The organism is Exiguobacterium aurantiacum, assembly GCF_024362205.1.
Lineage (GTDB): Bacteria > Bacillota > Bacilli > Exiguobacteriales > Exiguobacteriaceae > Exiguobacterium > Exiguobacterium aurantiacum_B.
The window spans coordinates 1,454,911-1,480,452 of sequence record NZ_CP101462.1 but is presented as its reverse complement, the minus strand read 5'-3'; the positions used below and the strand labels follow the sequence as shown (position 1 = coordinate 1,480,452).

Sequence of the window (25,542 nt, the reverse complement as noted above, 5' to 3'; positions counted from 1 at the left end):
GGCGCCTCTCCGTGATTTGAATCCGTGACGTTCGCCTGCCTTCCGAGGCATGTCTAAGATCGTAGGGACGCGTATGCCTTTGTGCATGCTGCGTCCCTTTTTTCATTTTATTAAGTAAAGCAGGTGAACCTAATGATTCAATCACTCAAACGACTCGACCGCAATATTTGGATCCGTTTCCTCGGGGAGACGATCACCGGCGTCATGATGTTCATGATTGCGCCGTTCCTCGTCCTCTATTACAGCGACAAGCTCGACAGTTATATCCAGGTCGGTGTCATCATGGCTACCGGGCCGATCATGGCCCTGATCGGTTCGGTCGTCGGCGGACGGCTCGCGGATTTGTATGGCCGCAAACCAATCATGATGGCTGCCATTCTCGGCGACGCCCTCGCCCTCGTCGGTTTCGCCTTCGCCGAGACGTTCTGGCCGCTCCTCCTCTTGAACGCCATGCTCGGCTTGACGAACTCGTTGTTCCATCCGGCCGCGAGCGCGATGGTGGCCGACGTGACCGAGCCTGAACAGATGAACGAGGCGTTTGGCCTGTTGAGGATGGGCCATAACATCGGGGCGGCGCTCGGACCGCTCCTCGGTAGCGCCGTCCTGTTCATCGACCGGCAGTATATCTTCTACTCGGCCGCGCTCGTCTTCGTCTTGTATGCGCTCGTGCTCGGTCGCTACATTCGGGAGTCGCTCCCAGAGACGACCGATGTCGACATACCGTCGAACCGGGACGTGCTTCGGGTGTTCTATAACGACAAGGTCTTCCTCGTCTTCATTTTCGCCGGCGTCTTCATCTCGATGGGCTTCTCGCTCATCGAGAGCATGCTGCCTCTCTTCTTGAGAGAGTCGATGCCATCGTTCACCGATCGTGAGAACCCGTTCGCCTATATGCTCGCCTTGAACGGCATCATGGTCGTGTTGTTCCAGTTCCCGATTGCTTCGAAACTCGGCCGCAAGCCGTTCGGCAACGTCATGCTCGCCGGGGCGACCATCTTCGGGGTCGGCATGATCTTGATTGCGGTCATGCCGCGTCTCCTCTATTCACTCGGGACACCGTACCTCGTCCTCGTCAGCGTCTTGCTCGCGGTGTACGCGTTCTATACGCTCGGTGAGATGATCATGTCCCCGGTCCAGCAGACGTTCATCGCTCTGATCGCTCCGGAGAACATGCGCGGGGCCTACAACGGGGCCGCCAGCATCCAATGGTTGATCGGCGGGGTGACGGCGCCGATCATGGCAAGCCTGTTCTTCGACCAGCGGGCCGGCCATATTGCCTTGATCCTCGTCGGGGCGGCCAGCTGTGTGTCGGGCCTCATCTATTGGCAGCTCGGACGTCGCGTCAGTGCGGCCGAGGCGAAACAAAAGACAGCGTGACTTATAAAAACCACACTGAACCTAGTCGTTTAGTGTGGTTTTTGATTTCGTTTCAAAATCGTTAAATTTTGAATTTTTCATTCATTTATTCTTTACAAACATAATGATTCTTTTTATTATAAAACGGTTAAGGAGGGATCTTTCATGGAAAGGATCGATAAACAGAAAATTGTGGACAGCGTACCGCAAAAAGGATTTTTCGGACAACCTAAAGGTTTGTTCACGCTATTCTTCACTGAGTTTTGGGAACGGTTCTCGTATTACGGGATGCGTGCCATCCTCGTGTTCTACATGTACTACGAGGTGTCAGAAGGCGGTCTCGGCCTCGACCAGAACGTCGCTTTGTCGATCATGTCGGTGTACGGCGCACTCGTCTACATGTCAGGGGTCATTGGGGGATGGCTCGCCGACCGTGTGTTCGGGACGTCGCGTGCCGTCTTCTTCGGCGGTGTGTTCATCATGCTCGGTCATATCGTCCTGTCGATTCCAGGCAGCCTGACGTTCTTGTTCATCTCGATGGCGTTGATCGTCATCGGGACCGGTCTCTTGAAACCGAACGTCTCGAGCATCGTCGGTGACCTTTACAATGAGACGGATCGTCGTCGTGACGCCGGGTTCAGTATCTTCTATATGGGGATCAACCTTGGCGCCTTCATCTCGCCTCTCATCGTCGGTGGGGTCCAAAAGAGTTACGGTTTCCATTGGGGCTTCGCACTCGCCGCGGTCGGGATGTTCATCGGTCTCGTCGTTTTCCTCGTCACGAAGAAAAAGAACCTCGGTCTCGCCGGCTCATATGTACCGAACCCGTTGACACCGTCTGAACGGAAAAACGCAATCAAGTATACGGCGATCGCGGTTGTCCTCATCGGTGGTCTATTGGCCGTGTTGATTCCACAAGGTTTGTTTACGATCAACACGTTCATCGGTCTCGTCGGTGTGTTCGGGATCGCCATCCCGACGATTTATTTCATCGTCATGTATCGCAGCCCGAAAACGACGGAAGTGGAGCGGTCACGGATCATCGCCTATATCCCGCTCTTCATCGCCTCGGTCATGTTCTGGGCGATTCAAGAGCAAGGCGCGACGATTTTGGCCAGCTACGCCGACAAGCGGACCGACCTCGAATTTTTAGGGTTCACGCTCTCGCCGGCTTGGTTCCAGTCGCTCAACCCGTTGTTCATTATCATGCTAGCTCCGGTGTTCGCATGGCTTTGGGTCCGACTTGGTGACCGTGAGCCGAGCATCCCGACGAAGTTCGCCTTCGGGATTTTGTTCGCAGGATTAAGTTTCTTGGTGATCTTGCTCCCGGCCTATTTCGGCGGCCCGGACACGCTCGTCAACCCGCTCTGGCTCGTGCTCAGTTACTTCATTGTCGTGCTCGGTGAGCTCAGCCTGTCGCCGGTCGGTCTGTCGGCGACGACGAAACTCGCTCCGGCGGCCTTCTCGGCCCAGACGATGTCGCTCTGGTTCTTGTCGAACGCGGCGGCCCAAGGGATCAACGCCCAGCTCGTCCGCTTCTATTCACCAGAGAACGAGATGCTCTACTTCGGCATTATCGGTGGTGCGGCCATCGTGCTCAGCATGATCTTGTTCGGACTCGCCCCGGTCATCAAAAAGTATATGCGTGGCATCCATTAAGCGTAAAAGCCCATTCCTCAACCGAGGAATGGGCTTTTGTATGCTTCGCTTATTTACGGACTTGGATGAGCGACAAGTAGCGGTCGATCAAGTCGTGGTTGAAGTAATCATGGAACCGATCTGACTTGAGCGATTGGATCGACTCATGGAACGTCGCCGGGAGTGACGAGATGCCTTGGCTCTCGATTTGTTTCGCCGAGTACTCGAACAAATCATCCTCGTTCGGTGACGACGGCTCGAGCTGTTGCTCGATGCCTTCGAGTCCCGCATAGATCAAGGCCGCGAGAGCGAGATACGGGTTCGCGCTCGGGTCCGGGTTCCGGACCTCGACACGTGTCGCGCTACCACGTGACGCCGGGATACGGATCATCGAACTGCGGTTCGACGGGCTCCAGCAAATGTTGACCGGTGCCTCGAAACCTGGCACGAGACGCTCATATGATTCTGGGAGCGGGTTCGTGAAGATGGCCGTCGCACGGGCATGTTTCAAGATGCCTTCGATGAAGTGGCGGGCCGTGAGCGACAGGCCGTATTCAGACTCCGGCTCTTCGAAGGCGTTAACCGTCGGATTGCCGTCTTTGTCGTTCTTCCACACCGAGATGTTGAGGTGCATCCCCGACCCGTTGACGTCACGGAGTGGTTTCGGCAAGAATGACACTTTCGCGTTTTTCTCTTGGGCTGCCAACGTGACGAGTTCTTTAAAGAACTGAATGTTGTCGGCCGTATGCAACGCGTCATCGTACTTGATACCGATCTCGTGCTGGGCCGGGGCCACTTCGTGGTGGACCGCTTCGATGTTGAAGCCGACCTCACTCAACCGGTTGGCGATATGTTGACGGACCTCATAGCCTTTGTCTTCTGAACGTGTCGAGAAGTATCCCGCCTCGTCATAGAACTCTCCGTTCTCGTCGAAGATGAAGAATTCCGGCTCGGCGCCGACGAAGATCGAGTATCCGTCGCCAGCAGCGCGCTCGAGGGCATCCTTCAAGACGTTACGCGGGTCGAACTCATACCGTGCCCCGTCTGGCGTGCAGACGTCACAGAAGAACGCGAGGATGCTCTCGTCCCCGTCCTGTTCGTAGCGTGGACGATCTAAATCCGGTCTCAAGAATAGGTCTGAGTTTTTGATGGAAGAGAAACCAGCGATGGATGAACCGTCAAACATCGTCTTCCCTTCAAAAACTTCCGGCAACAATTTTGCAGAGAGAGTCAGTAGCTTCAAGTCTCCAAGCACGTCGGAGAAATACATATGGATCTGGGTAATCCCTTTCTCCTGAACCGTTTTTTCAATCTCTTCTTGCTTCTTCCTGTTGCCATCCTTGTCAGTTCCGAATAGATTAGCCATGATTCTAAAAAACCTCACTTAAGTTATTTGACAGATCAACACTGTCATGACGTACCTTGCGTACGCTTCTCCTTAAGTCATAACCCACTTTAAAAAATGTTAAACCCCAAATTTGAAACATCGGGTTGAAAGTGGCTCATTCCGCCGTTGCTTGTTATGATGGGGAGAGACTGAAAAGAGAGGAAGAACGCTGTGAATATTTTTATGACCGGTGCGACCGGATTTTTAGGGGGGCGGCTTGCCCGCGAGCTGATTCATCGAGGCCATAACCTGTGCGTCCTCGCCCGCACGCCTGAAAAAGTGGAGGCGATGTTCTCGCAGGACGAACGCCGCTCGATTACAGTGCTGGCCGGGGATTTGACGGCCCCATTCCTTGGAGCGGACGAGGATTTTATCACAAACCATGACCGCGGCTTCGACCTGGTGCTCCACATGGCCGCGCTCGTCAAATTTGATGAGGAACTCCGCGACGAGCTGTTCGAGACGAACTTGACCGGGACGAAACAAGCGCTCGCGCTCGCAAAGGCGCTACACTGCCCCCGCTTCTTCCACGTCAGCACGGCCTATACGCTTGGCGCACGTGAGAACGGAGACGAGACGCTGTATGCGACCGACCAAACGTTCCACAACCCCTACGAGGAGAGTAAGGCACACGCCGAACAAGCCGTCTGGGATGCACGTCATGACTTGGCCGTCTCTATCTTCCGGCCCGCCATCATCGTCGGCGACTCGAAGACCGGCGAGGCCGACTCGAAGTTCACCATGTACGGCTATATGCGTCTCTCGAGGTGTTCAAACGCCGACTCGAACGGAAAGGTGCCCCTGACGGCCCGATCCGTCTCCTTGGCTCTGAGACGGGCACGTCGAACCTCGTCCCGGTCGATTATGTGGCCGACGTGTTGCTGGCTGCCATCGAACATGCTCGTCCGAACACGATCTACAACGTCACGAATGATGCCCCGCCACGTAACGAGACGATGCTCGAGTACATGAAGCAGGCGCTCGAGTTCCCGCACCTCAAAATCACCGAGACGGCGACGTCCTCGTTGAGCAACGTCGAGCAGACGTTCAACGAGATGGTGAAAGTGTTCAATCCTTACTTGAACCGCAACATCTCGTTCAATGACACCAATACGAAACGCCTGTTGCAGGACGCCGGGTTCAAACCGCTCGATTTGAACGAGTGCTCGTTGCGCCGGATCGTGAACGCCTATTATGAGACGAAATGACAACAGCCGGGACTGATTCATATCAGTTCCGGCTGTTCTTATGATTTGTCACAGACGAGGACGATCTTCCCAGCCTGAATCTCACTCTCGAGCGATTCGACCATCTCTTTCGTCAGGCCGAGGCTCTCGAGCTGGTCGAGCCGGTCATCCGAGTTTTTCGTGAACTTCGACATGAGCGATTCCCATAACCCTTTTTCAGTGATGCGGTATGGTTGCACGCCGGCTTCCGCGGCGAGGCGCACCGTCAATTCTTCATCTTTGGCAAATAAGTAAATATTCTCGTTGACACATCCCCCTGACACCATCCCGTTCACTTCATGGTCGACCAAGGTCATATCCCGTACGATTCTTGTTTCTAACATATTCATCCTCCTAAACGTCCGCTGTTCTAAAATCGAATAATATACTATTCCCGAAAAATGAGTCGTAAAACCCGTTTTCTGTCAGCGATTTGAAAAAGCGGGATTCAAGAAAACGTGGCGGTCCAGTCATCAATCCCGAAATGATCGACGATGCCTTGAATGCGTGCCCGTTCATCCAGTTCGGAAGAGATGCCTCCTCGACTGAGACGAACGATATTGATGCCGGTCTGCCAATCGATCTTACCGGCCCGATAACCCGCCTGTTGTAACAGGCCGGCGACGATCTCCAGCTTCTCGCGTTCCATCGATTTCAATGTATGGCTCACTCTCACATGCGACACTCCTTCCCGTTCCATGCCGTATTGTATCATAGGGACGGGCGACAGGTGCGACAGCGATTTCAATGATGCTATACTACATTTAATGAGACAAGGAGTGATGTAGATGCCGAGACAGGATATGAATACGATCATGCTCGACTATATGAATGAAAAAGAGGATTACGAGGCGTTTGCCGCCAAGCTGAAGTCGCTCCTCAGCGAGCTATTGAACGACGCCGGGATCCAGTTCCATTCGATCGTCGCCCGGGCCAAGGAAGCGGAGAGTCTTTATGCCAAACTGTCCCGTAAACCGTACCAATATCGGTCGTTGCGCGACGTGCAAGATTTGGCGGGGATTCGGATCGTGACCTATTTCCACGACGACGTCCGGGCCGTGGCCCAGATCCTTGAGGACGAGTTCCGAATCGACCGCGAACAGTCGATCGATAAATCCACTCTGCTCGATCCGAACGAGTTCGGTTACCTCTCGGTCCATTATGTCGTCGGTTTAAACGACAAACGGCTCGCCCTAGGCGAGTATCGCCGGTTCGAGGAAAAAGAGGCCGAGATTCAAGTCCGGTCCATCTTGCAACATGCCTGGGCCGAGATTGAGCACGACCTCGGCTATAAAAACCCAAACGCTGTCCCACCGGAGATTAAACGCAGTTTCAGCCGTGTCGCGGGACTCCTCGAGATCGCCGACTCCGAGTTCGTCAATATCCGCAAACAGTTGCGGACGTTCGAACAAGAGACGGTCGAACGCATCGTCGAGTCGCCGGACAAGGTGAGTATCACCCGGGACAACTTGAACTATTATATCGCCAACGATGTCACCGTCGAGAAGCTCGATAACGCCATCTTCCAAAGTGATTGGTTGCTCGACACCGACCTGTCGACGATCATCGAGCTGACACGCATGTTCCATTATGCCGAGATTCGGACGTTCCAGGACTTGAGCGACACGCTCGATCGTTACTTCAACCGGGCCATCCAATGTGCGACGCTCTTGCCATCGTCATTGTTACCCCGTCAAGGGATGGGCGTCGTCTATGCCGTGCTTGCCAAGTTGCTCGCCGAAGGGGATGACCAACAGATCGAGTTCTTCTTCCGCCGCTTCTATCCGGACTTGAAGCATTATGATGAAGTCATCCAAGAACTTCGCATCCGAGAAGAGCCATCATAACTTTACAGACTTCATGTTTTTATTGTAGAATGTTTTTATGTTCTGAAATATATGCAAATAATGATATTTACGTAGGAGGTACGCTTGAGGATGACAACACCTGTACAAACAGCATCCCGCCGACAGCTCGTCGCTGATGCTGAGCGAGGGATTCGCATGAACTATCGCGGAGTGAAAAAAAACCTCCGGTCGATGTTCTCACAATACTTGACGCGAAACGAATTCTTCATCCTTCGGTCGCTATGTCAAAATAGTCCTCAAATCGCCTCTGCCCTATCGAACGAGTTTCAGTTCTCGGCTTCGATGATCACGGCACTCGCGGATGAGCTCACAAAAAAAGGATTGATTTCACGCGAACGCAGCGAACGCGATCGTCGCGTTGTCGAATTGCAAGCGACTGAAGAAGGTCGTGCCTTGTTCGAGACGTTAGAAGACATGAAAATCGAGTACTTGATGGACGTGTTCGAAGACTTTTCAGATGACGAATTGATTCTTCTATCAAAACTGCTTGATCGGATGGACGCATAAAACGACTGGGCCTGATTCATTTCGGCCTCAGTCGTTTTTCTTATGTCCTTCCACAAAAAAGAAACCCTCGATCAGGATATTTGCCCTGATCGAGGGTTTCTTCGTTCATGTCTTGGCGATCGCCGTGACGACGATTCGATCACGATAACCGTGTTCCGGGTCATAAGGACCCGCACATGTGATAAGCTGAAGCCGTGTCGCTTGGGTCGCCGCGAAGATCGAGGCGAGCGGAACGTCTTCAAGCCGGTAACGTTCGACGGAGACGACCTCATATTCGATCACCTTTTTGTTACGCTGGAGCGTCACCGATTCTCCGAGGCGCAGTTCGCCAAGGTTTGCGAAGATGGCCGGTCCGCGGAGGTCATCGAGATGACCGGATAACACGACGTTGCCAGTCGCACCCGCTTTTGCCCCGTAGCGATACCATCCGACCTCGTCTGCGACTGTCGGCGTATCCATCCGGTCGAGTCGGTCTTTCCCGACCGGTTGGATGACCGCATTGACGTCAATTGACGGAATCTTCAGTCGTTTCGGGACGAACGTGTCGGTGCGAAAAGATTGACGGTCGATCTCGGTCGCTGCAAGGACGAGCGGTTCAGCGAAGCCGACGGTCGTCAGCTTCGCGTCCGCATCCGGTGCATCTGCGACCGGTGCAATCATGAGGAACGATAACGTTCCAATCAAGAGAAGCTTAAGCGTCTTGCTTCTGACGACGAAAGACGTAGAAGCCAGCTGCTGCTGCACCAAGGACCGCTGCTGCGAGCAACCAGTTCATTGATGCTGTCTGAGCGAGGCCACCTTGACCTGTTTCAGGAGCTCCGGCCATCTCACCGCCGTCTGCTGCGAGGAGGACTTCAAACGCTGGTTCGCCTTCAAGGAGTCCGATGGCGAACGCCGTGTAGTTTTTGCCGCCTTCGAGGGCAACACCGTCAAGCGCCTTCACGACGTCAGTCGCGCCAGCTGGACGAACTTCGAGGTCATACGTGCCAGCGTCGAGTGTACCGTAGTCACTCACTGCTTTGAACTCAAGGTTCGAGAAGAGTGGGTCGCCACCTTTAGGGGCTACATCGACTGCCGGTGCGTCAGGTGAGAAGTGAGCGACGCGGACTTTCGATTTTCCATCTTCAAAGTTCGCATCGTCTTCCATCGCTGCGATCTCGATGTTCTCAAGTTGGCCGATTGCTGCCGCTGTGTAGAACTTGCCTGCTTCGATCGAGAGGTCTGCCGCAACGACGACCGTCTCGGCATCACCAGCTGGCTTGATTTCCACGTTGTAATCTCCAGCCGGGAGAGTCAAGTAGTCTGTGAGCGCTTTAAACTCTGCGCCTTCGACTGCGACTTCACCGTTGACATACACATCTACCGCAGGTGCGTCAGGTGAAGCGTGGAGTACACGTACCATCGCGTTCTCGTGTCCATCTGCACTGACCGGTACGATGAGTGCGAACGCCAAGGCGAGTGTACCAAGTAAAGACATCAATTTCTTCATGTGAAATTTCCTCCTTTTTCTGCTTGGGTTGACCGATTGACTGCGTACGACAAGTTTGATGCGTGCTGCAAAGTGTGCTACATCTGATTGCTATGTAGCTGGTGACATCTTAAATTTAAGACAACGGAGCAATGGCGTAAAGGTGACGGTGTGCTCTGAATATGCCGTTGGGCACATCGGAGAAGAAACCGCTTTCTTTACATTATCCTCACTTCCCCTTCACCTCAATTTAAAAACCCCGTAACGCGTAACGTTACGGGGTCGAATATGCTTTGGCCCAATCGATGTCGTTCACGAACACCGCATCGACCTCGAGCCGGCGGAACCGTTCGAGGTCAGGCACCGTTTTGACGGTATAGGGCCGGATAGCAAGCCCTACATATTGCAGGTGGAGGATTTCATCGTCGGTCAATGTCCGGACGTGCGGGTGGACGGACGTCGCCCCGACTTCCTTACAGTAGGCGACGATTTCGTAGAGCGGTTGAGCCAGTAGAACGGCGCATTCGAACTCGGGAGCCAGCTGGTGCAACCGGTTCAGCGTCGCATGGTTAAAGGAGGAGAACACGACCTGCTCGGCGGGGACGTGTTGGTCACGGAGGCTGTCGATTAGACGCTCTTCGATGCCGGGATATCGCTCGATATCGGTCTTGACCTCGAGATTGAGGCGAAGCGCTGTCCCTCGGCACAGGTCAATCAGTTCTTCCAGCGTCGGGATACGATCATTGGCGCCACACATGACACCCACATTGACCGCTCGCAGTTCTGCGAGCGTCATATCGGCGATCCGACCCTGACCGTCCGTCGTCCGATTGATCGTCTCGTCATGGATGAGGACGAGTTCTCCGTCTTTCGTCATATGGACGTCCGCTTCGATCCCGTCGGCCTTGGCGTCGACCGCGGCCCGGAATGCCGACATCGTGTTCTCGGGATAGCGCGCCATCACACCACGATGTGCGTATAGTTTCATCAGACGTCGCCTCAGTTCGTTTGATATTTGGTCGTCAAATAACGGATGAGTGGCCGGACCGAGATGTCCTCCCCAGTCACTTGCTTGATAAGCTCGTTCGGCGTCAACGCCTTCCCATGGCGGTGGACATTGTCCTCGAGCCACTGCTTAATCGGCCCGAACGTGCCCATGCTGACGAGCGTCTCGAAGTCAGGATGCTCGTTTCGGAGTGATTCCGTCAATTGAGCGGCGTAAATCAGACCGAGGGCATAGCTCGGGAAGTAGCCGAACGACCCGCCGGCCCAGTGTACGTCTTGCAGGACGCCTTTCGCGTCACTCGGCACATCGACACCGAGATATTCCTTATAGAGCGCGTTCCATGCCGCTGGCAACTCGTCGACCGATAAATCGCCTTGGATGAGTTTCTTTTCGAGCTCATAGCGGATGATGATATGCAGGCTGTACGTCAGTTCGTCCGCCTCAATCCGGATAAGCGACGGTTTCGCCTCGTTCACGCCGGCATAGAACGTCTCGAAGTCCACGTCCTGCAACTGCGGATGCTCGGATTGAAGGCGCGGGTAGACACTGTTCAGAAACGCCTCGCTCCGTCCGACAAAGTTTTCAAAGAAGAGGGACTGCGATTCATGGATCCCCATCGAGGCACCGCCCCCGAGTCCTAGTTCGTCGAGGTCCGAGTCGATTTGCTGTTCATACGTCGCGTGTCCGGCCTCATGCATCGTGCCGAACAAGGCGTTGCGGAAATCGGTCTCATCATATTTCGTCGTGATGCGCACATCGCGACGGTTGATCGTGATCTCGAACGGATGCACGGTTGCATCGAGACGGCCGCGCGTCAAGTCATAGTCGACGACCCGCATCCAGTCCTCACACAGCCGTTGCTGGACGGTCTTGTCCATCGACCAGTCGAGCCCTCGCACAGGTTCCGGCAACTGGCGGATGAGCGGGACGAGCTCGTCGCGTAGCGTCTGGAACAACTTATCGAGCTGGTCGACCGTCATACCCGGTTCATAGTCATACAACAAGGCATCATATGGATGTGACTCGTAGCCGAAGTAATCCGCGAATTTCCGTTGAAACCCGATGATTTTCTCCAAATAAGGGGCGAACGTGTGCCAGTCATCCTGGTCTTTCGCCTTTTCCCAAGCCGTCTCGGCCTCGGAGACAAGCGTCACGTACTCTTGGTACTCCGATGACGGGATTTTGGCGTTCCGCTCGTATTGTGTCTTGGCGACCGCGACCGAACGCAACTCGATCGGTGTCAAGTTCTCCGTCTCCGTCATTTCCGCAAGCAATGACTTGAACGATTCACTCGTCTGGCGCTTGAACGCCTCGGTCGATAGATAGCCGATCGTCTCGGCCCGTAACGGTGCCGATTGTTCCGGCATCTGGGTGCGCATGTCCCAGTATAATAAAGAAATTGCCTCGTCGAAGGCACGCAATTGTTTGAAATGGTCACGCCACTGCTTTGTAAGTTCCATTCTGATTCCACCCCTATGACAGTTATATCGTTACTTCTCTACTTTAATATAGTCACGCCAAGTTGCCTATTGTTTCGACGCATCGGGTTTCCGCTCGTATGAGAGCGGCTTCGTCGCCGGTCCCTCCAACACGTTCCCTTTCGTATCGAACCGGGACCCATGGCACGGACAATCCCACGAACGTTCGGCGTCGTTCCAATTGACGGTACAGCCCATGTGCGTGCACCGTGTCGAGACGAGGTGGCACTCGTTGTCGAGGTCACGATAGGCTCCGACCTTTTTCCCGTCGACTTGGACGATGCCCCCTTCATCAAGCTGCAAATCGTCGAGCAATCCCGATTTTTCGAGGGAGCCTTTGACGAACTGAGTTGCCGTGTCGAGGTTCGTCTTCAAGAACTGACCGACATCAGCTGCCTTCAATTTCGAGCGGAGCGGATTTAACAGCTCCCGAAACCGGTTTTCCCGTCCGGTCAACACATCAGCCAAGAGGAGGCCCGAGGCGATCCCGTTCGTCATCCCCCATTTGGCGAATCCCGTCGCGACAAACACATCCGGCTCCCGGCTGAACATCTGTCCAACGTACGGCAAGTGGTCGAGCGTAATCAAATCTTGGGACGACCATCGGAAGCTGGCTTTCTTCGCATCGAACGCGTCATGGGCGAAGCGATCGAGTCGATCATAACGTGAGCGTGTCTCCGTCACGTGACCACTCAAATGACCCTCTCCCCCGACGAGCATGTACGTCTTCTCCCCTTCCTGGAACGTCCGGAACGAACGACTCGGTGTATCGACGCTCAAATACATCCCTGCCGGTACGCTTTGCTCGGTCTCGCAAGCGACGATATAGGAACGTTCGACCTCGAACTTTGAGAAGTAAAGTCCTCGGATGTCATTGAACGGGTAATGGGTGGCGACGACGACTTGGTTCGCCTGGACCCGGCGGCCCGTCGATGTCGTGACGATCGGACGGGGCCCGGAGATGATGTCGGTCGCTCGCGTCTTCTCATGAAGTCGACCGCCGGCTTCGACGAAACGACGGGCGAGCTCATGCAAGTACTTGACCGGATGGATTTGGCCTTGGTCCCGGATGACGAGGGCTTGTTTCACCGGGAGCGGGAGCGCCGCCTTCACTTCCTCCGTCGCGTCCCCGCCAGCGAGACCGAGCTGTTCATACGCCTCCCGTTCGGCGACGAGTTGGCTCGACCCCTCGATGGAATATAAGTAAGAGTCTTTCGTCTCATAATCGATATCAAATCCGTCCACGACTTGATCTTTCAGATAGCGAAGAGCCTCTTCGTTGAACTCATAATAGAGCCGGGCCGTCTCTTGATTGAACGTCCGAATCAATTTTGAGTAAATGGCCCCGTGCTGGACGGAACATTTCGCGGTCGTATGACCAGTCGTCCCCCGGCCGACCTCAGCCGCTTCGAGCAGAACGACTTGTTTGCCGCGCTTTTGAAGTTCATACGCCGTCACGAGGCCGGCGATTCCTGCCCCGATGACGACGATGTCACACGAGACCGAGCTCTCAAGCCTTGGGTACGGGACGGTCTCGTCGTGTTGACGCCAGAGAGAGTTGGTGAATGGATGACGATGCATAAACGTACCTCCTCTAATAAGATAAGTGTCTGTTACTGTGTATACCCCTTCCGATTCATTTCATACGCCTCAATTATTGACCTGATTCTTGATTTTGAAGACGATTTCAAGTGGTCCTATCCATTATGGTAGAAAAGTAAACAATGAAGGAGCGATTACATAGTGAAACGAAACCGAAGACACCGTAGAAAAACGTACCTCATGAGACGACTGACCGTCAGCCTCGCCATGATCGGACTCCTAGCCATCATCCCTGCCTTGATTGGCTTCAAACAAGAGTCAGAACCGAAAGCCGCGACACCAGCTCCGGCAGCGGTTCCCGTCAAAGCGGGACCGAGCTTCCCGGAGATCCCGATCAAGGAATGGACACATCAACCGATAGCACCACCTGATACGGCTGATTTTCTCGTCGGGTCGATGGCATTCGTCAATTTGACGGACGGTCAGATTTTAGTTGATAAGAACGCATCGGAGCGGGTCTTTCCCGCCAGTACAACAAAATTGATGACGGCACTCCTCGCCTATGAGACAGCGGTCGACAAGAACGAGCTCGACAAAGACGTCGTCACCGTGAAACAGTCGACGCTCGAGATCCCTTGGGACAGCCACATCGTGCATCTCGCCGTCGGTGACCGACTCACCGTTCGCCAAGCGCTATATGCGACGTTGCTCGAGTCGGGGAATGACGCCGCCAATAGTCTCGCCGAATATGTGAGCGGCTCGACATCCGAGTTCGTCGACTTGATGAATGCCCGTTCGAAAGTGCTCGGGCTGACCGGCACTCAATTTAAGAATGCGCATGGTTATTCCGACCCGGAACACTTTACGACCGCGCTCGACATGGCCAAAATCACCTACGCGTTCGGCACGTACCCAGAGTTAGTTGAGATCGCCGGGACGTACGAATACGAGGCGAAGTTTGTTGATCAGGCCGGAGATTTGAAACGTCGTTGGTGGTATCATCTCGGTTCCGCCGTCAATGAGCGGAGCATCCATTATTCGGAGCTCGTCACAGCAACGAAGACCGGATACACGGATGAATCAGGCTACACGATGGTGTTCTTGATGGAACGCGACAGCAAACAATACGCCTTGGTAACGATGCAAGCCAAATCTGGCCAGACGTTCCCGACGATGCGTTCGGTTGAACAGATTGCTTTTGGCATCCCCCATGAATAAATGGACGTCAACCACCCGCTCTTCCTATACAGGGAAGAGCGGGTGGTTGCGTTAAAGATAAAGAATATAGACGTTTTATATGACAATCAGATGACACAGGCGTAACGTTGGCATGACTAATTGTCAGAATATTTAAACTTTAATCGTGAAAAATATCGGTCTTATCCATTGATACAATGCGCTTTAGAGCCATTTTTATGAAAAGATGACAGTTTGCAATGATTGAGTAGGAACGTTATGGTTAGTCACAAGTTCGCCAAGTCACTCAAGTTTGACCCATTTGTGTGAGCTTCACACATGATTGAACTGTGATTGATAAAACGACAACAATTGAACACGTACAGGAGGTAATCAAATGTTATGGCAAGAATGGGTATCCATCGCGCTTTACCTCGTGATGATGCTCCTCATCGGATACGTCGCTTATAAACGGACGACCGATTCATCAGATTATATGTTAGGTGGCCGCAAAATGGGGCCAGGTGTTACCGCCATGTCAGCCGGAGCTTCGGATATGAGTGGATGGATGTTAATGGGACTTCCGGGGGCAATGTATGCCACGGGATTATCAGCGATTTGGTTAGCCGTTGGATTGGTCATCGGAGCTTACTTGAACTACTTGTTAGTCGCTCCCCGTCTACGCGTCTTCACGGAGATGGCAAATGACTCGATCACGATTCCTGACTTTTTAGAGAATCGGTTCCGAGATCACTCGAACTGGCTACGGATCCTGTCTGCATCCGTCATCATCATCTTCTTCACGTTCTACACGTCAGCCGGACTTGTGTCGGGCGGGAAGTTGTTTGCAAGCTCGTTCGGGCTTGACTATCAGACAGGTGTCATCGTGACGATTAGTGTCGTCATTCTTTACACGCTCTTCGGCGGCTTCACAGCTGTCAGCTGGACAGACTTTGCGCAAGGCGTCATCATGTTCCTCGCGCTCGTCCTCGTCCCAATCGTCGCCTTGACTGACGTCGGTGGCGTTTCAAACGCCGTCAACACGGCAACGACGCTCAACACCGACTTGTTCGATCTCTTTAAAGGGACGTCGACGCTAGGGATTATCGGTCTCCTCGCTTGGGGACTCGGTTACTTCGGTCAACCGCACATCATCGTCCGCTTTATGGCAATCCGCGATGTAAAATCATTGAAGACGGCTCGCCGAATCGGTATGGGCTGGATGACAGTCTCAATCATCGGTGCTGTCATGACCGGCCTGGTCGGGATTGCCTACTTCCGTGGTCAAGGGAACGCCCTGGCTGACCCAGAGACGGTGTTCATTCGCTTCTCAGAAGTATTGTTCCACCCGTTCATCACTGGATTCTTGCTAGCTGCGATCTTAGCAGCGGTCATGTCGACGGTCTCGTCACAGCTTCTCGTAACTTCATCGGCATTGACAGAAGACTTCTATCGCAAGTTCTTCAATAAAGAAGCAAGTGAGAAAACGATGGTCCTCGCCGGTCGAATCGGTGTCTTGACCGTCGGAGTTGTCGCGACTCTCATGTCGCTCAGCCCATCGAGCACGATTTTGACGCTCGTCGGCTATGCGTGGGCCGGATTCGGTTCTGCCTTCGGTCCAGCGATTCTCTTGTCGCTCTACTGGAACAAGATGACGCGTCAAGGTGCACTTGCCGGTATTCTCGTCGGTGCCATCACGGTCATCCTTTGGATCGTGACTGGGCTCTCGAGCGTGATCTATGAAATGGTGCCAGGCTTCTTCCTCAGTATGCTTGCCATCGTGCTCGTCAGCACGTTCACGAGTCAACGTGAGCAGAAACGCATCAACCGTGAATTCAGTGAAATGGAAGCTGAACTCGCCGTTGCGAAAAAAGAATAATCTCATTCAAAAATGCGGGCCAAATGGCCCGCATTTTTGATTCTCGCCGCGTCCCAGTAGCTCTGCTGGACGCGGCTTTTTTTGTCGTGATTCCAATCTATGAAGCAGACGAGAGGAATCTTCCCAAGCAGAAAAAGACCGCAGACGTGAGGTCTACGGTCTGACTGGATTACATGGCTCTCGCCATGAACCAGAGCTGGATGAAGAATGGTACCAAGACAAGGACGAGCATCGCATTGCGCATCCAACGATTGCGATTCCAGTAGTACGCCATCAAGACGAACGGATGGAGCGCGGTCAACTGGTACGGGTTGAACCAGAACCAGGTGAGCATCAATACGATGAAAAAATATAATACAGAGCGTTGTTTCGTAGTGCGCCATTCGCGCCACATATCAAACGCTCCTTTAAAGAATACGATAAACGTCACGATCCAAAATACCATCACTATGACACTATTCAATGATTAGACCACCTTCATGAGACATTTTCGATATAGAACCCGCCCCAGTAAATGTGCCGATACGTGAACTCTTTCCCACTCTCTGCCGTGATGATGATCTCATCCTCTGTCAAGACGAGCACATGAACCGGGATCTCACCTTTCCGTAACATCGGGCTGAACAATTGGAACTGCTTGTTCAACCACTTCCGTTCCGTGAAATCACGATAGTGATGCAAGGCGAGCGACGGATGGACCAAGAACACGCCGACGATCAAGGCGATGGCACCCGGTGAGGCAGAGACTTCAAACAGTAAAGAGAAGACGAGCAGGAGCGATAGGACCGCATAACCGAACTCGAGGAGCTCCATCAAAGAGGCTCGACTGGCAATCACGTACTGCATGACGCGGAAAGCCACGTACAGCAAGAGACTGACCATCACATACTGGGTGAACGGAGCACTACTCATCTCAACGTCCAAATAAAACAAGACCGGCAGTAACATGACCCACTTCCATAATTGTAAGGCGAGGTAAAACAATGTTTGATCGATGAAACGACGATTGTGTACGAGCCGTTGCATATCCATGTTTCCCACCTCCGATTAAAAGATGTGATCTTAACCGTATCATTCCCTGAATCAAAGATTGATAACAACGATTTACACGTCAACCGGATATTTCTTTTTGTTCGATGAGCGTGGCGTTCAACAATCCCCCGAGAAGGATGACCGAAGCCGCCAAGTAGAACCAGATCAGCAAGATGATAAAGGCACCGAGTTGACCGTAAAACTGTTCATAGTTTGCATACTGTGAATAGTAGCTGAATACGTTCGAAACTGTCAAGATGCCGATTGTCGCGAACGCCGCCCCGGCCCAACTGTCCCGGAATGTGCCGCGATGGCTCGGCAACCATTTATAGACGAGCAAGAAGACGCTGAACAGGATGAGCGTCCCAATCACCCAACGGAAATAAAACCAAATCTGGGCATAGCGGGCGACGATGTCATCAATAAAGATGATATGGGTCGCCAACTCTCTTAGCGCCGTCTCGATGACAGGGACGAGCAACGAGAATGGCAGCACGAACATGAGCGCTAGCGTGACGGCAATGTCTTGCAGCACCCCGCGCCAGAACGCCTTGTTCCGAATCAGTCGATAGGCGTCGTTCAACGACCGGACGAGTGATTGTACGGCCATCGAAGAGATCCACAATGCTGGCAGGATGCTAAGCGAGGCGAGACGCAGCCTTGAATCGTCAAAGATGGCCTCGATGTTCCCTTGTAGCAAGCGATAGCTCGCCTCCGGCATGACCAATGAGAGTGCGGAGATGACATCCCCGCTCGAGAATGGGAGCCATCCGACGATGCCGAGAACGAACAATAGAAACGGGAACGTCGACAGGATGAAATAATAGGCCAACATGGCGGCCTGGTCGAAGAATCGTTCGGCAAAAAATCGTTTGAATGTATGAATGAAAGGTTGTATCATTTCGTGCACTCTTTTCTGTTTTTATTCTATAAATTCGGTATTTGAAATAAATTTGTTTGAGAAGGAAAGGCAAGAATGGCGCCACGCGTCAATTCTTGCCTCTCGTTCAACTGATGTTCTCTCGTTTCGCTTCCCATGCTTCGATGTGCTCTTTACCTGGCAACTCAACATCGTCCCGGTTGAACACCGGGTCGCGCCCCGCTCGCTTCTGCGCCACATAATCATCGAGCAACAGCTTCGCGACTTTACTGAGGCGGAAGATGGCGTACATATTGACGAGTGCCATCAGACCCATGAAGATATCGGCGATCGACCAGACTAACCCTGCCGAACGGACTGAACCGAACAATACCATCCCAACGACGGCAATCCGGTAAATGATGAGATACACTTTCCGTTCCGAGATGAACTCGATGTTCGTCTCCCCGTAGTAGTAGTTCGCCAAGATCGAGCTGAAGGCGAACAACAAAATGGCGATCGTCATGAGCGATGTCGCGACCGGACCAATCTCGGTCAAGAGCGCCTCTTGGGCGAGCTCGATGCCTTGGAATTCCTCAGAACCCGGCACACCGGAGATTAAGACGATCATCGCTGTCGCCGTACAGATGAACAACGTGTCGACGAAGACGCTGAGTGACTGAATGAGACCTTGTTTGACCGGGTGGCTGACCTCGGCGGTCGCTGCCGCGTTCGGAGCTGATCCCATCCCCGCCTCGTTTGAGAACAAGCCACGGCGAATCCCTTGCAAGACGGCCGCACCGACCGCTCCGCCGAGCAGTTGTCGGAACCCGAGCACCCCTTCTGAGAAAATGGCCGAGAATACGGCCGGCACGACGTCCAAATTCGTCAAGACGACCCACAAGGCGAGCAAAATATAACCGCCGGCCATGATTGGTACGATGATTCCTGACAGCGTCGAGATGGAGCGAATCCCGCCGAAGATGACGATCCCCGTCACGACCGCCAATATAATCCCGATCCAAAGCGTGTCAATGTCGAAGACGTTATTGACCGACAAGGCGATCGTATTGGCCTGGACCGAGTTGAACGCGAATCCAAAGGCGAACGTGATCAAAATGGCGAACACGATTCCGAGCCATCGTTGTCCGAGCGCCCGTTCGATATAGTAGGCCGGGCCGCCACGCCACGCCTTGCCGTCATGTACTTTATACACTTGGGCGAGCGTGCTCTCGACGAACGCTGACGCCGAACCGATCAACGCGATGAGCCACATCCAAAACACGGCACCCGGTCCCCCGAGTGCGATCGCGGTCGAGACACCGGCGATATTGCCGGTACCGACCCGGGCCGCCGTCCCGATGGCGAACGCCTGGAACGATGACACTTGTCCCTTTTCATGTTTGAGCCCTTTGACAAACAGCAGCTTGAACATCTCGGGCAACATCCGGAACTGAACGAACCCCATCCGAATCGTAAAATAGATCCCTCCGGCAATCAAAACGAAAATAAGTACGTACGTCCATAGTAAATCATTCGCCTGCATGACAAGCTCACGAATATCCATGCGCATCCCCTCCTTTTATGGAGTTCTTACCCGCTCCCGGAACCTTGGAAACGATACGCTCAACGCGACGCCTCTTCTAATATGTGCTCACAAAGGGCATGTGTCGTCAGGCTGTCATCGGCGAGCACCGATTCGTTCGGTTCCCCGTTCAACAACTTGATGAACGCATCGATCATCGTCGTGAAGCCGCGACGCATAAGGTTCGATTCCCACGGACTCAAGGCGCGTTCGAGCATGCCGTCGCGCGTGAAGTCATACACGCGCTCGACGTCGCGGGACACCCGCTTCAACCGCGGTGACATCACTTCCATCACTTCTTCCGTACAACCGTTGTCACGGTTCATGATCCCGACCGCTTCGACCCCACCGGCCGTGAATTGAATCTGCAACTGCTTCAACGTCCCGTCTTCGTGGCGCGTCCGCACCGCCAAGTCTTCGACCGGCGCAAGTCCCGTCAAATAACGGAGCGTGTCGACGACGTGGACGAAGTCCTCGATGATGAACTCGCGGAGCGTCGCCGGCTGATACGTGCGGTTCTTTTGGATGAGGACGAAGTTTTGGTCCGTGACTTCCTTCAAGGCCGCCGTCGCCGTCGCGAACCGTCGATTGAACCCGGTGACGAGTTCGACCCCATTGTCTGCCGCGAGTCGCACGAGCGACTCCGTCTCATCGAGCGAAAACGTGACCGGCTTATCGATGAACACATGGACGCCCCGCTCGAGCACGTAGGCGACCTGTTCAGCGTGTGCCGAAGTCGTCGAATGGATCAACACGCCATCCACCTCATCGAGTGGTACGTCTTGAAACGACCGGTAATGGCCGCTGAATCGGTATTTGTCGACGAGTTGCCCCGCTTTCGCCTCATCTCTCGAGACGAGATAGACGTCCACCCCTTCTAATCCGGCATAGACCGGTAAATATGCTTTCTTCGCGACATCCCCTAACCCAACAACCACGATCTTCATTTCGACATCTCTCCTCTTTGATGGACTGAATAAAACCCCGAGGCGTGCGCCCGGGGCCGATGAGTCATTTAATGGACGGCAAGAATCTCAAAACTCGTGATCGGCTTGCGAATCGCATCCGACACGATTTGATATAAGTCGGCGAGTTGCTCATTATCCTTTAAATTCGGCGTTCGGTCGAGCTCGACTTCACACGTTCGTGTTGTCTGTTCCTTATCTTGAAACGCATATTCAATCGTATATGTCTGCATGACACGTCTCCTCTCAAGCGATGTATACGTATGTATAGCCTGAAACGAAACGATTGAAACGCCTCGGGTGTGCGCCACGAATCGCACGGGAGCCTGATCCGTCGAGCCGTCTGCGACTCGTCCCCCCCATTGTACCATTCGTTCCTGGTCCGTCGCCCCCTCAATCTGTGACAAAATCTGGCTAGTCGGTCGCAAGCACGACCGAAATCGCTTCCAATCCGATTGCTTGTAAATGTGATCGAAGATTCCTAGAATGGATAAGTATGCATCAAAGACATAGGAGTAGTAGTATGAAAAACAATCTTACTTATCTTGCCTTTCCGCTGGTCATGCTTTTGTTGGCTGGTTGCACGAACGAGACAGAACCGAATCCCGAGTCGAAGACGGAACCTCAAGAACAGGTCACCGTGGAGACCGAACCCACCGAACAGGCCGAAACGAATGATCGTTTCACGGGCTATGACTTGATTGAAGTCGAGGGCGGGGATTTGTCAGGCGACCGCGATATCAATGTCGTCGTCGATATCGGATACGGGGAACGCGAGTATTGGGCGTTCACGAACGAGCACGGGCAACTCGTCAAAGTGATCGCCGACGAGATCATCCTGCAAAATGATGAGCTCGAGGACGTCACGTCTTCCGGTCGCTATTATTCAGACGAGGCGAAAGTTCCTGGCGTCGAGCACAGCTCGCTAGACGAAGGCCACGTCATCGCCGACTCGCTCGGCGGCGTCTCGAACGCCTTCAACATCACTCCGCAAGACAGCACGCTCAACCGTCACGGCGACCAGGCGTACATGGAGAGCGTCATTCGGAGTGCGGGTGGGGCCACCGATTTCGAGGCCATCATCACCTATCCGGACACCGAGACACAAATCCCTTCACACTATGAGTACACATACACTGTCAAAGGAAATGTCATTACCGATTCGTTCGACAACGTGAACCCGGACGAAGTGAACGAAGAACTCGGACTGACCGAGCATGCACCGGTTTCAGCCAGCCCCTCGAAAACAGGCGACATCACGAGCGTCGACACGAACGGGAACGGTCAAGTGACGATCAAAGAGGCGAAAGACGCGGGGTTCACCATGCCGATCACGAGCGATCACTGGCTCTATCCCCATATGCGCGATAATGATGGCGACGGGATGGTCGGAGAATAAGCTGTCGGCACGACTTATATCGAGATGATGAAATCATCGACGTCACGCTCTCCCTGACTAAAGGGAGAGCGTTTTTTGTGTCGAGTCATGATGAGGTCTGACTGTCGCTTTTGAACGAAACAGCATCAAACCAAAAAGGACCATAGACGAATGTCTATGATCCTTGCAGACTGTAGACAAAACATTGTCTGCAGTCTTTTTTATTTGCCCGACCGGGCACAGCTCGCTTTTCTGGGGGCAAGCAGGGAGCCGCATCGCGACTTTGTCGCTGCTGGGTCTCCCTTTGCTTGCTAATCCCCTGGAAGTCTCGCCGTGCCCGCAGTCGGCCCACGCATCAATCCCTCTTTTCGTACCGTCGTCGCTTTTTTATAATGAGAGATATAGAAACAATTATGGAGGCGAATCGGATGATCAGGAAATCAACAGAATCGGAAACCAATCGGACACAACTGGAGATGGTCACGCTCGACGAGCTTGTGCCAGCGGACCATCTGGTCCGAAAAATCGAGGCGGTGATCGACTTTGAGTTCATCTATCCGCTCGTGGAGGACTTATATTCTGAGGACCGTGGCCGGCCAAGCGTCGACCCTGTCGTTCTGATCAAGATGGCCTTCCTTCAGTACCTGTTCGGTATCCGATCCATGCGACAGACAATTCGTGAGATCGAGACGAACGTCGCATACCGTTGGTTTCTCGGGTTCGGATTCACGGACAAGGTGCCACATTTCTCGACGTTCGGGAAGAACTATGTGCGTCGGTTCCAGTACACGAGCTTATTCGATGACATCTTCTATCATATCCTTGAACAGGCTGCGGACGCAGGGTTCATCGATCGCGCCGTCCTATTCGTAGACTCGACACACGTCAAAGCGAACGCAAACAAGCGGAAGCTCGTCAAGAAGACCGTCCGGCAAGAGGTGAAACACTATCAGGAACAACTCGATGCCGAGGTCGAGCGAGACCGCGAAGAAAGTGGAAAGAAGCCCTTAGGGCCAAAAAAGAATCAGGCGGAGGAGACGAAGGAAATCAAGGTCAGCACGACAGACCCTGAGAGTGGATATTACGTAAAAGGTGAGCGTGAGAAGCAGTTCGCTTACTCTGTCCATGCGGCGAGCGACGCCCATGGGTTCGTGCTCGGTGCTATCGTCACACCGGGTAACGTGCACGATAGTGTAGCGTTCCCCAATCTGCTCGACAAGGTCTCCGACCGCCTGATTCAACCGTTCGCCGTCGCCGCCGACTCCGCCTATAAAAATCCGGCCATTGCCAAGCTGTTGATTGACCGTGGGATCCTGCCGGTCTTCCCATACACCCGCCCGAAGGGTAAGAAGGGCGCCTTCAAGACCAAGGATTTCATCTACGACGAGCACCATGACGTCTACATCTGCCCAAACAACGAGTTATTAACGTACAGCACGACGATGCGCGAGGGGAAACGCAAGTACGTCTCGAATCCCGCGGTTTGTGTGAACTGCCCGCTGCTCGAGCAGTGCACGAAGAGCCAGAAGCACCAGCGGATCATCGAGCGACACCTCTGGCAACCCTATATGGACGAGGTCGAAGACCTCCGCCACACGGAATTGAACCGCAACATCTATGACCGTCGTAAACAGACGGTCGAGCGCGTGTTCGCGGACGCAAAAGAGAAGCATGGCATGCGTTGGACCCGTTATCGGGGACTTGAAAAAGTTTCAATGCAGGCGATGCTTACTTTTGCTGCCCTCAATCTCAAGAAGATGGCGGGCTGGGCATGGAAGAACGCCCAGCCCGCCTGAAAAGGGGCTCGGGCAGAGCGCCTCAAGGCCCGAAAACGACAAAGTCACGTTTCAGTTCGCCTGAAACGTGACTTTGTCTACAATCTGAAAGGACCATAGACGAATGTCTATGATCCTTGGACTGATTGTTGCGCTGATTGACTTATTTCGTCTCTGTCGACTCGAGCGGACGTCTCGGCGGACGTTTACCGAAGAACTGGTAGTACTGTGTCTCGATATTTCCGTTGTACAGCTTGCGGCGTTTCGTTGCCGGACGGCCGTACGCCTTCTCGAAGTCCTCATAGCTCGTCAACATATAGACGCTATAGCCCGGATACTTGGCGAACTGCTGGCCGATTCGCTCGTACAGGTCGATAATCTCTTCCTCGGTCTGCAACCGTTCGCCGTATGGCGGGTTGCCGATGATGACGCCGTACTCTTCTTTCGGCTTCAAGGCAGCCGCGTCACTGTGGACGAACGTGATCGCGTCACGGACGTCGGCGAGCTCGGCATTATCCTTGGCGAGCTTGACCATGCGTGGGTCGAGGTCGATACCGTAGATTTTGAGCGGCTTGTCCCACTCGGCTTTCTCGTTCGCTTCATTGATGGCATCATACCAGGCTTTCTTCGGTACGCACGGCCAGTCTTGTGAACAGAACTCACGGTTGAGACCCGGCGCGATGTTGCGGCCGATGAGCGCCGCCTCGATAGCGAGCGTTCCTGAACCGGTAAAGACGTCATAGAACGGCATGTCCGGCTTCCAGTTCGTCAGCTGGATCATCGCCGCGGCCATCGTCTCTTTGAGCGGTGCCTGTGAGTGGAGCTCACGGTAGCCGCGACGGTGAAGCGCGTCACCTGACGTGTCGATCGTGATCGTCGCCACATCTTTCAACAAGGCGACTTCAATCGGATAGTAGGCGCCCGTCTTCGGGAGCCACTCGCCCGGCTTGTCGTAGCCGCGTTGCATCGCGTCGACAATCGCCTTCTCCGTGATTTTCTGACAGTCGCGGATCGAGAACAGCTTCGACTTGACCGAGCGGCCGTCGACGATGAATCGGGCGTCCCACGGCATGAGGTCCGTCCAAGGCAATTCGACGACACCGTCGAACAGTTCCGTGAACGTCGTCGCTTTGAACTCGGCGACGACGAGCTTGACACGGTCTGCCGTCCGGAGCCACAGGTTCAATCGCGGAATGTCTTCCATCTCTGCGTCAATATAGACGCGTCCATTCTCGACCTCACACGTGTAGCCGAGGTCGCGCACTTCTTTGGCGACGAGCGCTTCGATGCCCATTGCCGCGGTGGCAATTAGTTTTCGTTTTGCCATAATATCCCTACTTTCTATAAGTGTTACTCCTAAAATGGTCATGTAAAAAGGAGCTCAAGTAGGATTGCTTGAACTCCTGGTCAATGTTAA

General features: G+C 53.7%; 25 protein-coding genes. 10 read left to right on the top strand and 15 right to left on the bottom strand.

The window, feature by feature from the left end:
* The first annotated feature begins 132 nt into the window (after positions 1-132).
* Together NMQ00_RS07695 and NMQ00_RS07690 are read left to right on the top strand one after the other, a co-directional pair.
* A complete protein-coding gene (locus tag NMQ00_RS07695; protein WP_255178613.1) occupies positions 133-1,377 on the top strand; it encodes an MDR family MFS transporter in 1,245 nt (414 codons plus the stop codon).
* Positions 1,378-1,521: 144 nt separating this feature from the next.
* Positions 1,522-3,015, top strand: coding sequence for a peptide MFS transporter (locus tag NMQ00_RS07690; RefSeq protein ID WP_255178612.1), 1,494 nt, complete (start codon positions 1,522-1,524; stop codon positions 3,013-3,015).
* Between the two features lie 49 nt (positions 3,016-3,064).
* On the opposite strand, the gene NMQ00_RS07685 is transcribed toward NMQ00_RS07690, so the two are convergent.
* The gene (locus NMQ00_RS07685) at positions 3,065-4,360 is read right to left on the bottom strand and encodes a glutamine synthetase family protein (protein ID WP_255178611.1); all 1,296 of its coding nucleotides are present in this window, start codon (positions 4,358-4,360) and stop codon (positions 3,065-3,067) included.
* 192 nt (positions 4,361-4,552) lie between these two features.
* Between NMQ00_RS07685 and NMQ00_RS07680 the strand changes: the two genes are divergently transcribed.
* Both NMQ00_RS07680 and NMQ00_RS07675 read left to right on the top strand, forming a co-directional pair.
* Positions 4,553-5,353: an SDR family oxidoreductase gene (locus NMQ00_RS07680; protein WP_255178610.1), complete on the top strand. Its 801-nt coding sequence runs from the start codon at positions 4,553-4,555 to the stop codon at positions 5,351-5,353.
* Positions 5,338-5,589, top strand: coding sequence for a hypothetical protein (locus NMQ00_RS07675; RefSeq protein WP_255178609.1), 252 nt, complete (start codon positions 5,338-5,340; stop codon positions 5,587-5,589). The genes NMQ00_RS07680 and NMQ00_RS07675 overlap by 16 nt, the downstream gene beginning before the upstream one ends.
* A gap of 38 nt (positions 5,590-5,627) precedes the next feature.
* Here the strand turns inward: NMQ00_RS07675 and NMQ00_RS07670 are convergent, their stop codons facing one another.
* The gene (locus NMQ00_RS07670; protein ID WP_255178608.1) at positions 5,628-5,951 is read right to left on the bottom strand and encodes a YflT domain-containing protein; all 324 of its coding nucleotides are present in this window, start codon (positions 5,949-5,951) and stop codon (positions 5,628-5,630) included.
* Positions 5,952-6,055: 104 nt separating this feature from the next.
* Positions 6,056-6,283, bottom strand: coding sequence for a hypothetical protein (locus NMQ00_RS07665; RefSeq protein WP_255178607.1), 228 nt, complete (start codon positions 6,281-6,283; stop codon positions 6,056-6,058).
* Positions 6,284-6,395: 112 nt separating this feature from the next.
* Between NMQ00_RS07665 and NMQ00_RS07660 the strand changes: the two genes are divergently transcribed.
* Both NMQ00_RS07660 and NMQ00_RS07655 read left to right on the top strand, forming a co-directional pair.
* Positions 6,396-7,454 carry a GTP pyrophosphokinase gene (locus NMQ00_RS07660; protein ID WP_255178606.1) on the top strand — a complete coding sequence of 353 codons (1,059 nt, stop codon included), beginning with the start codon at positions 6,396-6,398 and terminating at the stop codon, positions 7,452-7,454.
* Between the two features lie 90 nt (positions 7,455-7,544).
* Positions 7,545-7,982: a MarR family winged helix-turn-helix transcriptional regulator gene (locus NMQ00_RS07655; protein ID WP_034777659.1), complete on the top strand. Its 438-nt coding sequence runs from the start codon at positions 7,545-7,547 to the stop codon at positions 7,980-7,982.
* A 105-nt stretch (positions 7,983-8,087) separates the two neighbouring features.
* Here NMQ00_RS07655 and NMQ00_RS07650 read toward each other — a convergent pair whose 3' ends face one another.
* From NMQ00_RS07650 to NMQ00_RS07630, 5 genes are all read right to left on the bottom strand, one after another.
* On the bottom strand, positions 8,088-8,666 hold the full coding sequence (locus tag NMQ00_RS07650) for a class F sortase (protein WP_255178605.1): 579 nt from the start codon (positions 8,664-8,666) through the stop codon (positions 8,088-8,090).
* A gap of 7 nt (positions 8,667-8,673) precedes the next feature.
* A complete protein-coding gene (locus NMQ00_RS07645) occupies positions 8,674-9,471 on the bottom strand; it encodes a DUF4397 domain-containing protein (protein ID WP_034777661.1) in 798 nt (265 codons plus the stop codon).
* A 253-nt stretch (positions 9,472-9,724) separates the two neighbouring features.
* Positions 9,725-10,438: a glycerophosphodiester phosphodiesterase gene (locus NMQ00_RS07640; protein WP_255178604.1), complete on the bottom strand. Its 714-nt coding sequence runs from the start codon at positions 10,436-10,438 to the stop codon at positions 9,725-9,727.
* A gap of 11 nt (positions 10,439-10,449) precedes the next feature.
* A complete protein-coding gene (locus NMQ00_RS07635) occupies positions 10,450-11,916 on the bottom strand; it encodes a carboxypeptidase M32 (RefSeq protein ID WP_255178603.1) in 1,467 nt (488 codons plus the stop codon).
* A 66-nt stretch (positions 11,917-11,982) separates the two neighbouring features.
* Positions 11,983-13,515: an FAD-dependent oxidoreductase gene (locus NMQ00_RS07630; RefSeq protein ID WP_255178602.1), complete on the bottom strand. Its 1,533-nt coding sequence runs from the start codon at positions 13,513-13,515 to the stop codon at positions 11,983-11,985.
* Positions 13,516-13,716: 201 nt separating this feature from the next.
* Here NMQ00_RS07630 and NMQ00_RS07625 point away from each other — a divergent pair, with 201 nt between their 5' ends.
* Together NMQ00_RS07625 and putP are read left to right on the top strand one after the other, a co-directional pair.
* Positions 13,717-14,694, top strand: coding sequence for a D-alanyl-D-alanine carboxypeptidase family protein (locus NMQ00_RS07625; protein ID WP_255178601.1), 978 nt, complete (start codon positions 13,717-13,719; stop codon positions 14,692-14,694).
* Between the two features lie 355 nt (positions 14,695-15,049).
* Positions 15,050-16,531 (top strand): sodium/proline symporter PutP, encoded by a 1,482-nt coding sequence (putP, locus tag NMQ00_RS07620; RefSeq protein WP_255178600.1) that lies wholly within the window; start codon positions 15,050-15,052, stop codon positions 16,529-16,531.
* A gap of 169 nt (positions 16,532-16,700) precedes the next feature.
* Here putP and NMQ00_RS07615 read toward each other — a convergent pair whose 3' ends face one another.
* From NMQ00_RS07615 to NMQ00_RS07590, 6 genes are all read right to left on the bottom strand, one after another.
* Positions 16,701-16,976, bottom strand: a complete 276-nt coding sequence (locus tag NMQ00_RS07615) for a hypothetical protein (protein WP_255178599.1) — start codon at positions 16,974-16,976, stop codon at positions 16,701-16,703.
* A 32-nt stretch (positions 16,977-17,008) separates the two neighbouring features.
* A complete protein-coding gene (locus NMQ00_RS07610) occupies positions 17,009-17,563 on the bottom strand; it encodes a hypothetical protein (RefSeq protein WP_255178598.1) in 555 nt (184 codons plus the stop codon).
* A 79-nt stretch (positions 17,564-17,642) separates the two neighbouring features.
* Entirely contained in the window at positions 17,643-18,464 is an 822-nt protein-coding gene (locus tag NMQ00_RS07605; protein WP_255178597.1) for a YihY/virulence factor BrkB family protein, read from the bottom strand.
* A gap of 106 nt (positions 18,465-18,570) precedes the next feature.
* Positions 18,571-19,989 carry an alanine/glycine:cation symporter family protein gene (locus tag NMQ00_RS07600; protein ID WP_255178596.1) on the bottom strand — a complete coding sequence of 473 codons (1,419 nt, stop codon included), beginning with the start codon at positions 19,987-19,989 and terminating at the stop codon, positions 18,571-18,573.
* Between the two features lie 59 nt (positions 19,990-20,048).
* Positions 20,049-20,954: a Gfo/Idh/MocA family protein gene (locus NMQ00_RS07595; RefSeq protein ID WP_255178595.1), complete on the bottom strand. Its 906-nt coding sequence runs from the start codon at positions 20,952-20,954 to the stop codon at positions 20,049-20,051.
* A 68-nt stretch (positions 20,955-21,022) separates the two neighbouring features.
* Positions 21,023-21,205, bottom strand: coding sequence for a hypothetical protein (locus NMQ00_RS07590; protein WP_255178594.1), 183 nt, complete (start codon positions 21,203-21,205; stop codon positions 21,023-21,025).
* 290 nt (positions 21,206-21,495) lie between these two features.
* Here NMQ00_RS07590 and NMQ00_RS07585 point away from each other — a divergent pair, with 290 nt between their 5' ends.
* Together NMQ00_RS07585 and NMQ00_RS07580 are read left to right on the top strand one after the other, a co-directional pair.
* Positions 21,496-22,371, top strand: coding sequence for a DNA/RNA non-specific endonuclease (locus NMQ00_RS07585; protein WP_255178593.1), 876 nt, complete (start codon positions 21,496-21,498; stop codon positions 22,369-22,371).
* Between the two features lie 407 nt (positions 22,372-22,778).
* Positions 22,779-24,146 (top strand): IS1182 family transposase, encoded by a 1,368-nt coding sequence (locus tag NMQ00_RS07580; RefSeq protein WP_255177220.1) that lies wholly within the window; start codon positions 22,779-22,781, stop codon positions 24,144-24,146.
* Between the two features lie 142 nt (positions 24,147-24,288).
* On the opposite strand, the gene NMQ00_RS07575 is transcribed toward NMQ00_RS07580, so the two are convergent.
* Positions 24,289-25,452 (bottom strand): THUMP domain-containing class I SAM-dependent RNA methyltransferase, encoded by a 1,164-nt coding sequence (locus NMQ00_RS07575; RefSeq protein WP_255178592.1) that lies wholly within the window; start codon positions 25,450-25,452, stop codon positions 24,289-24,291.
* Between the last annotated feature and the right edge of the window lie 90 nt (positions 25,453-25,542).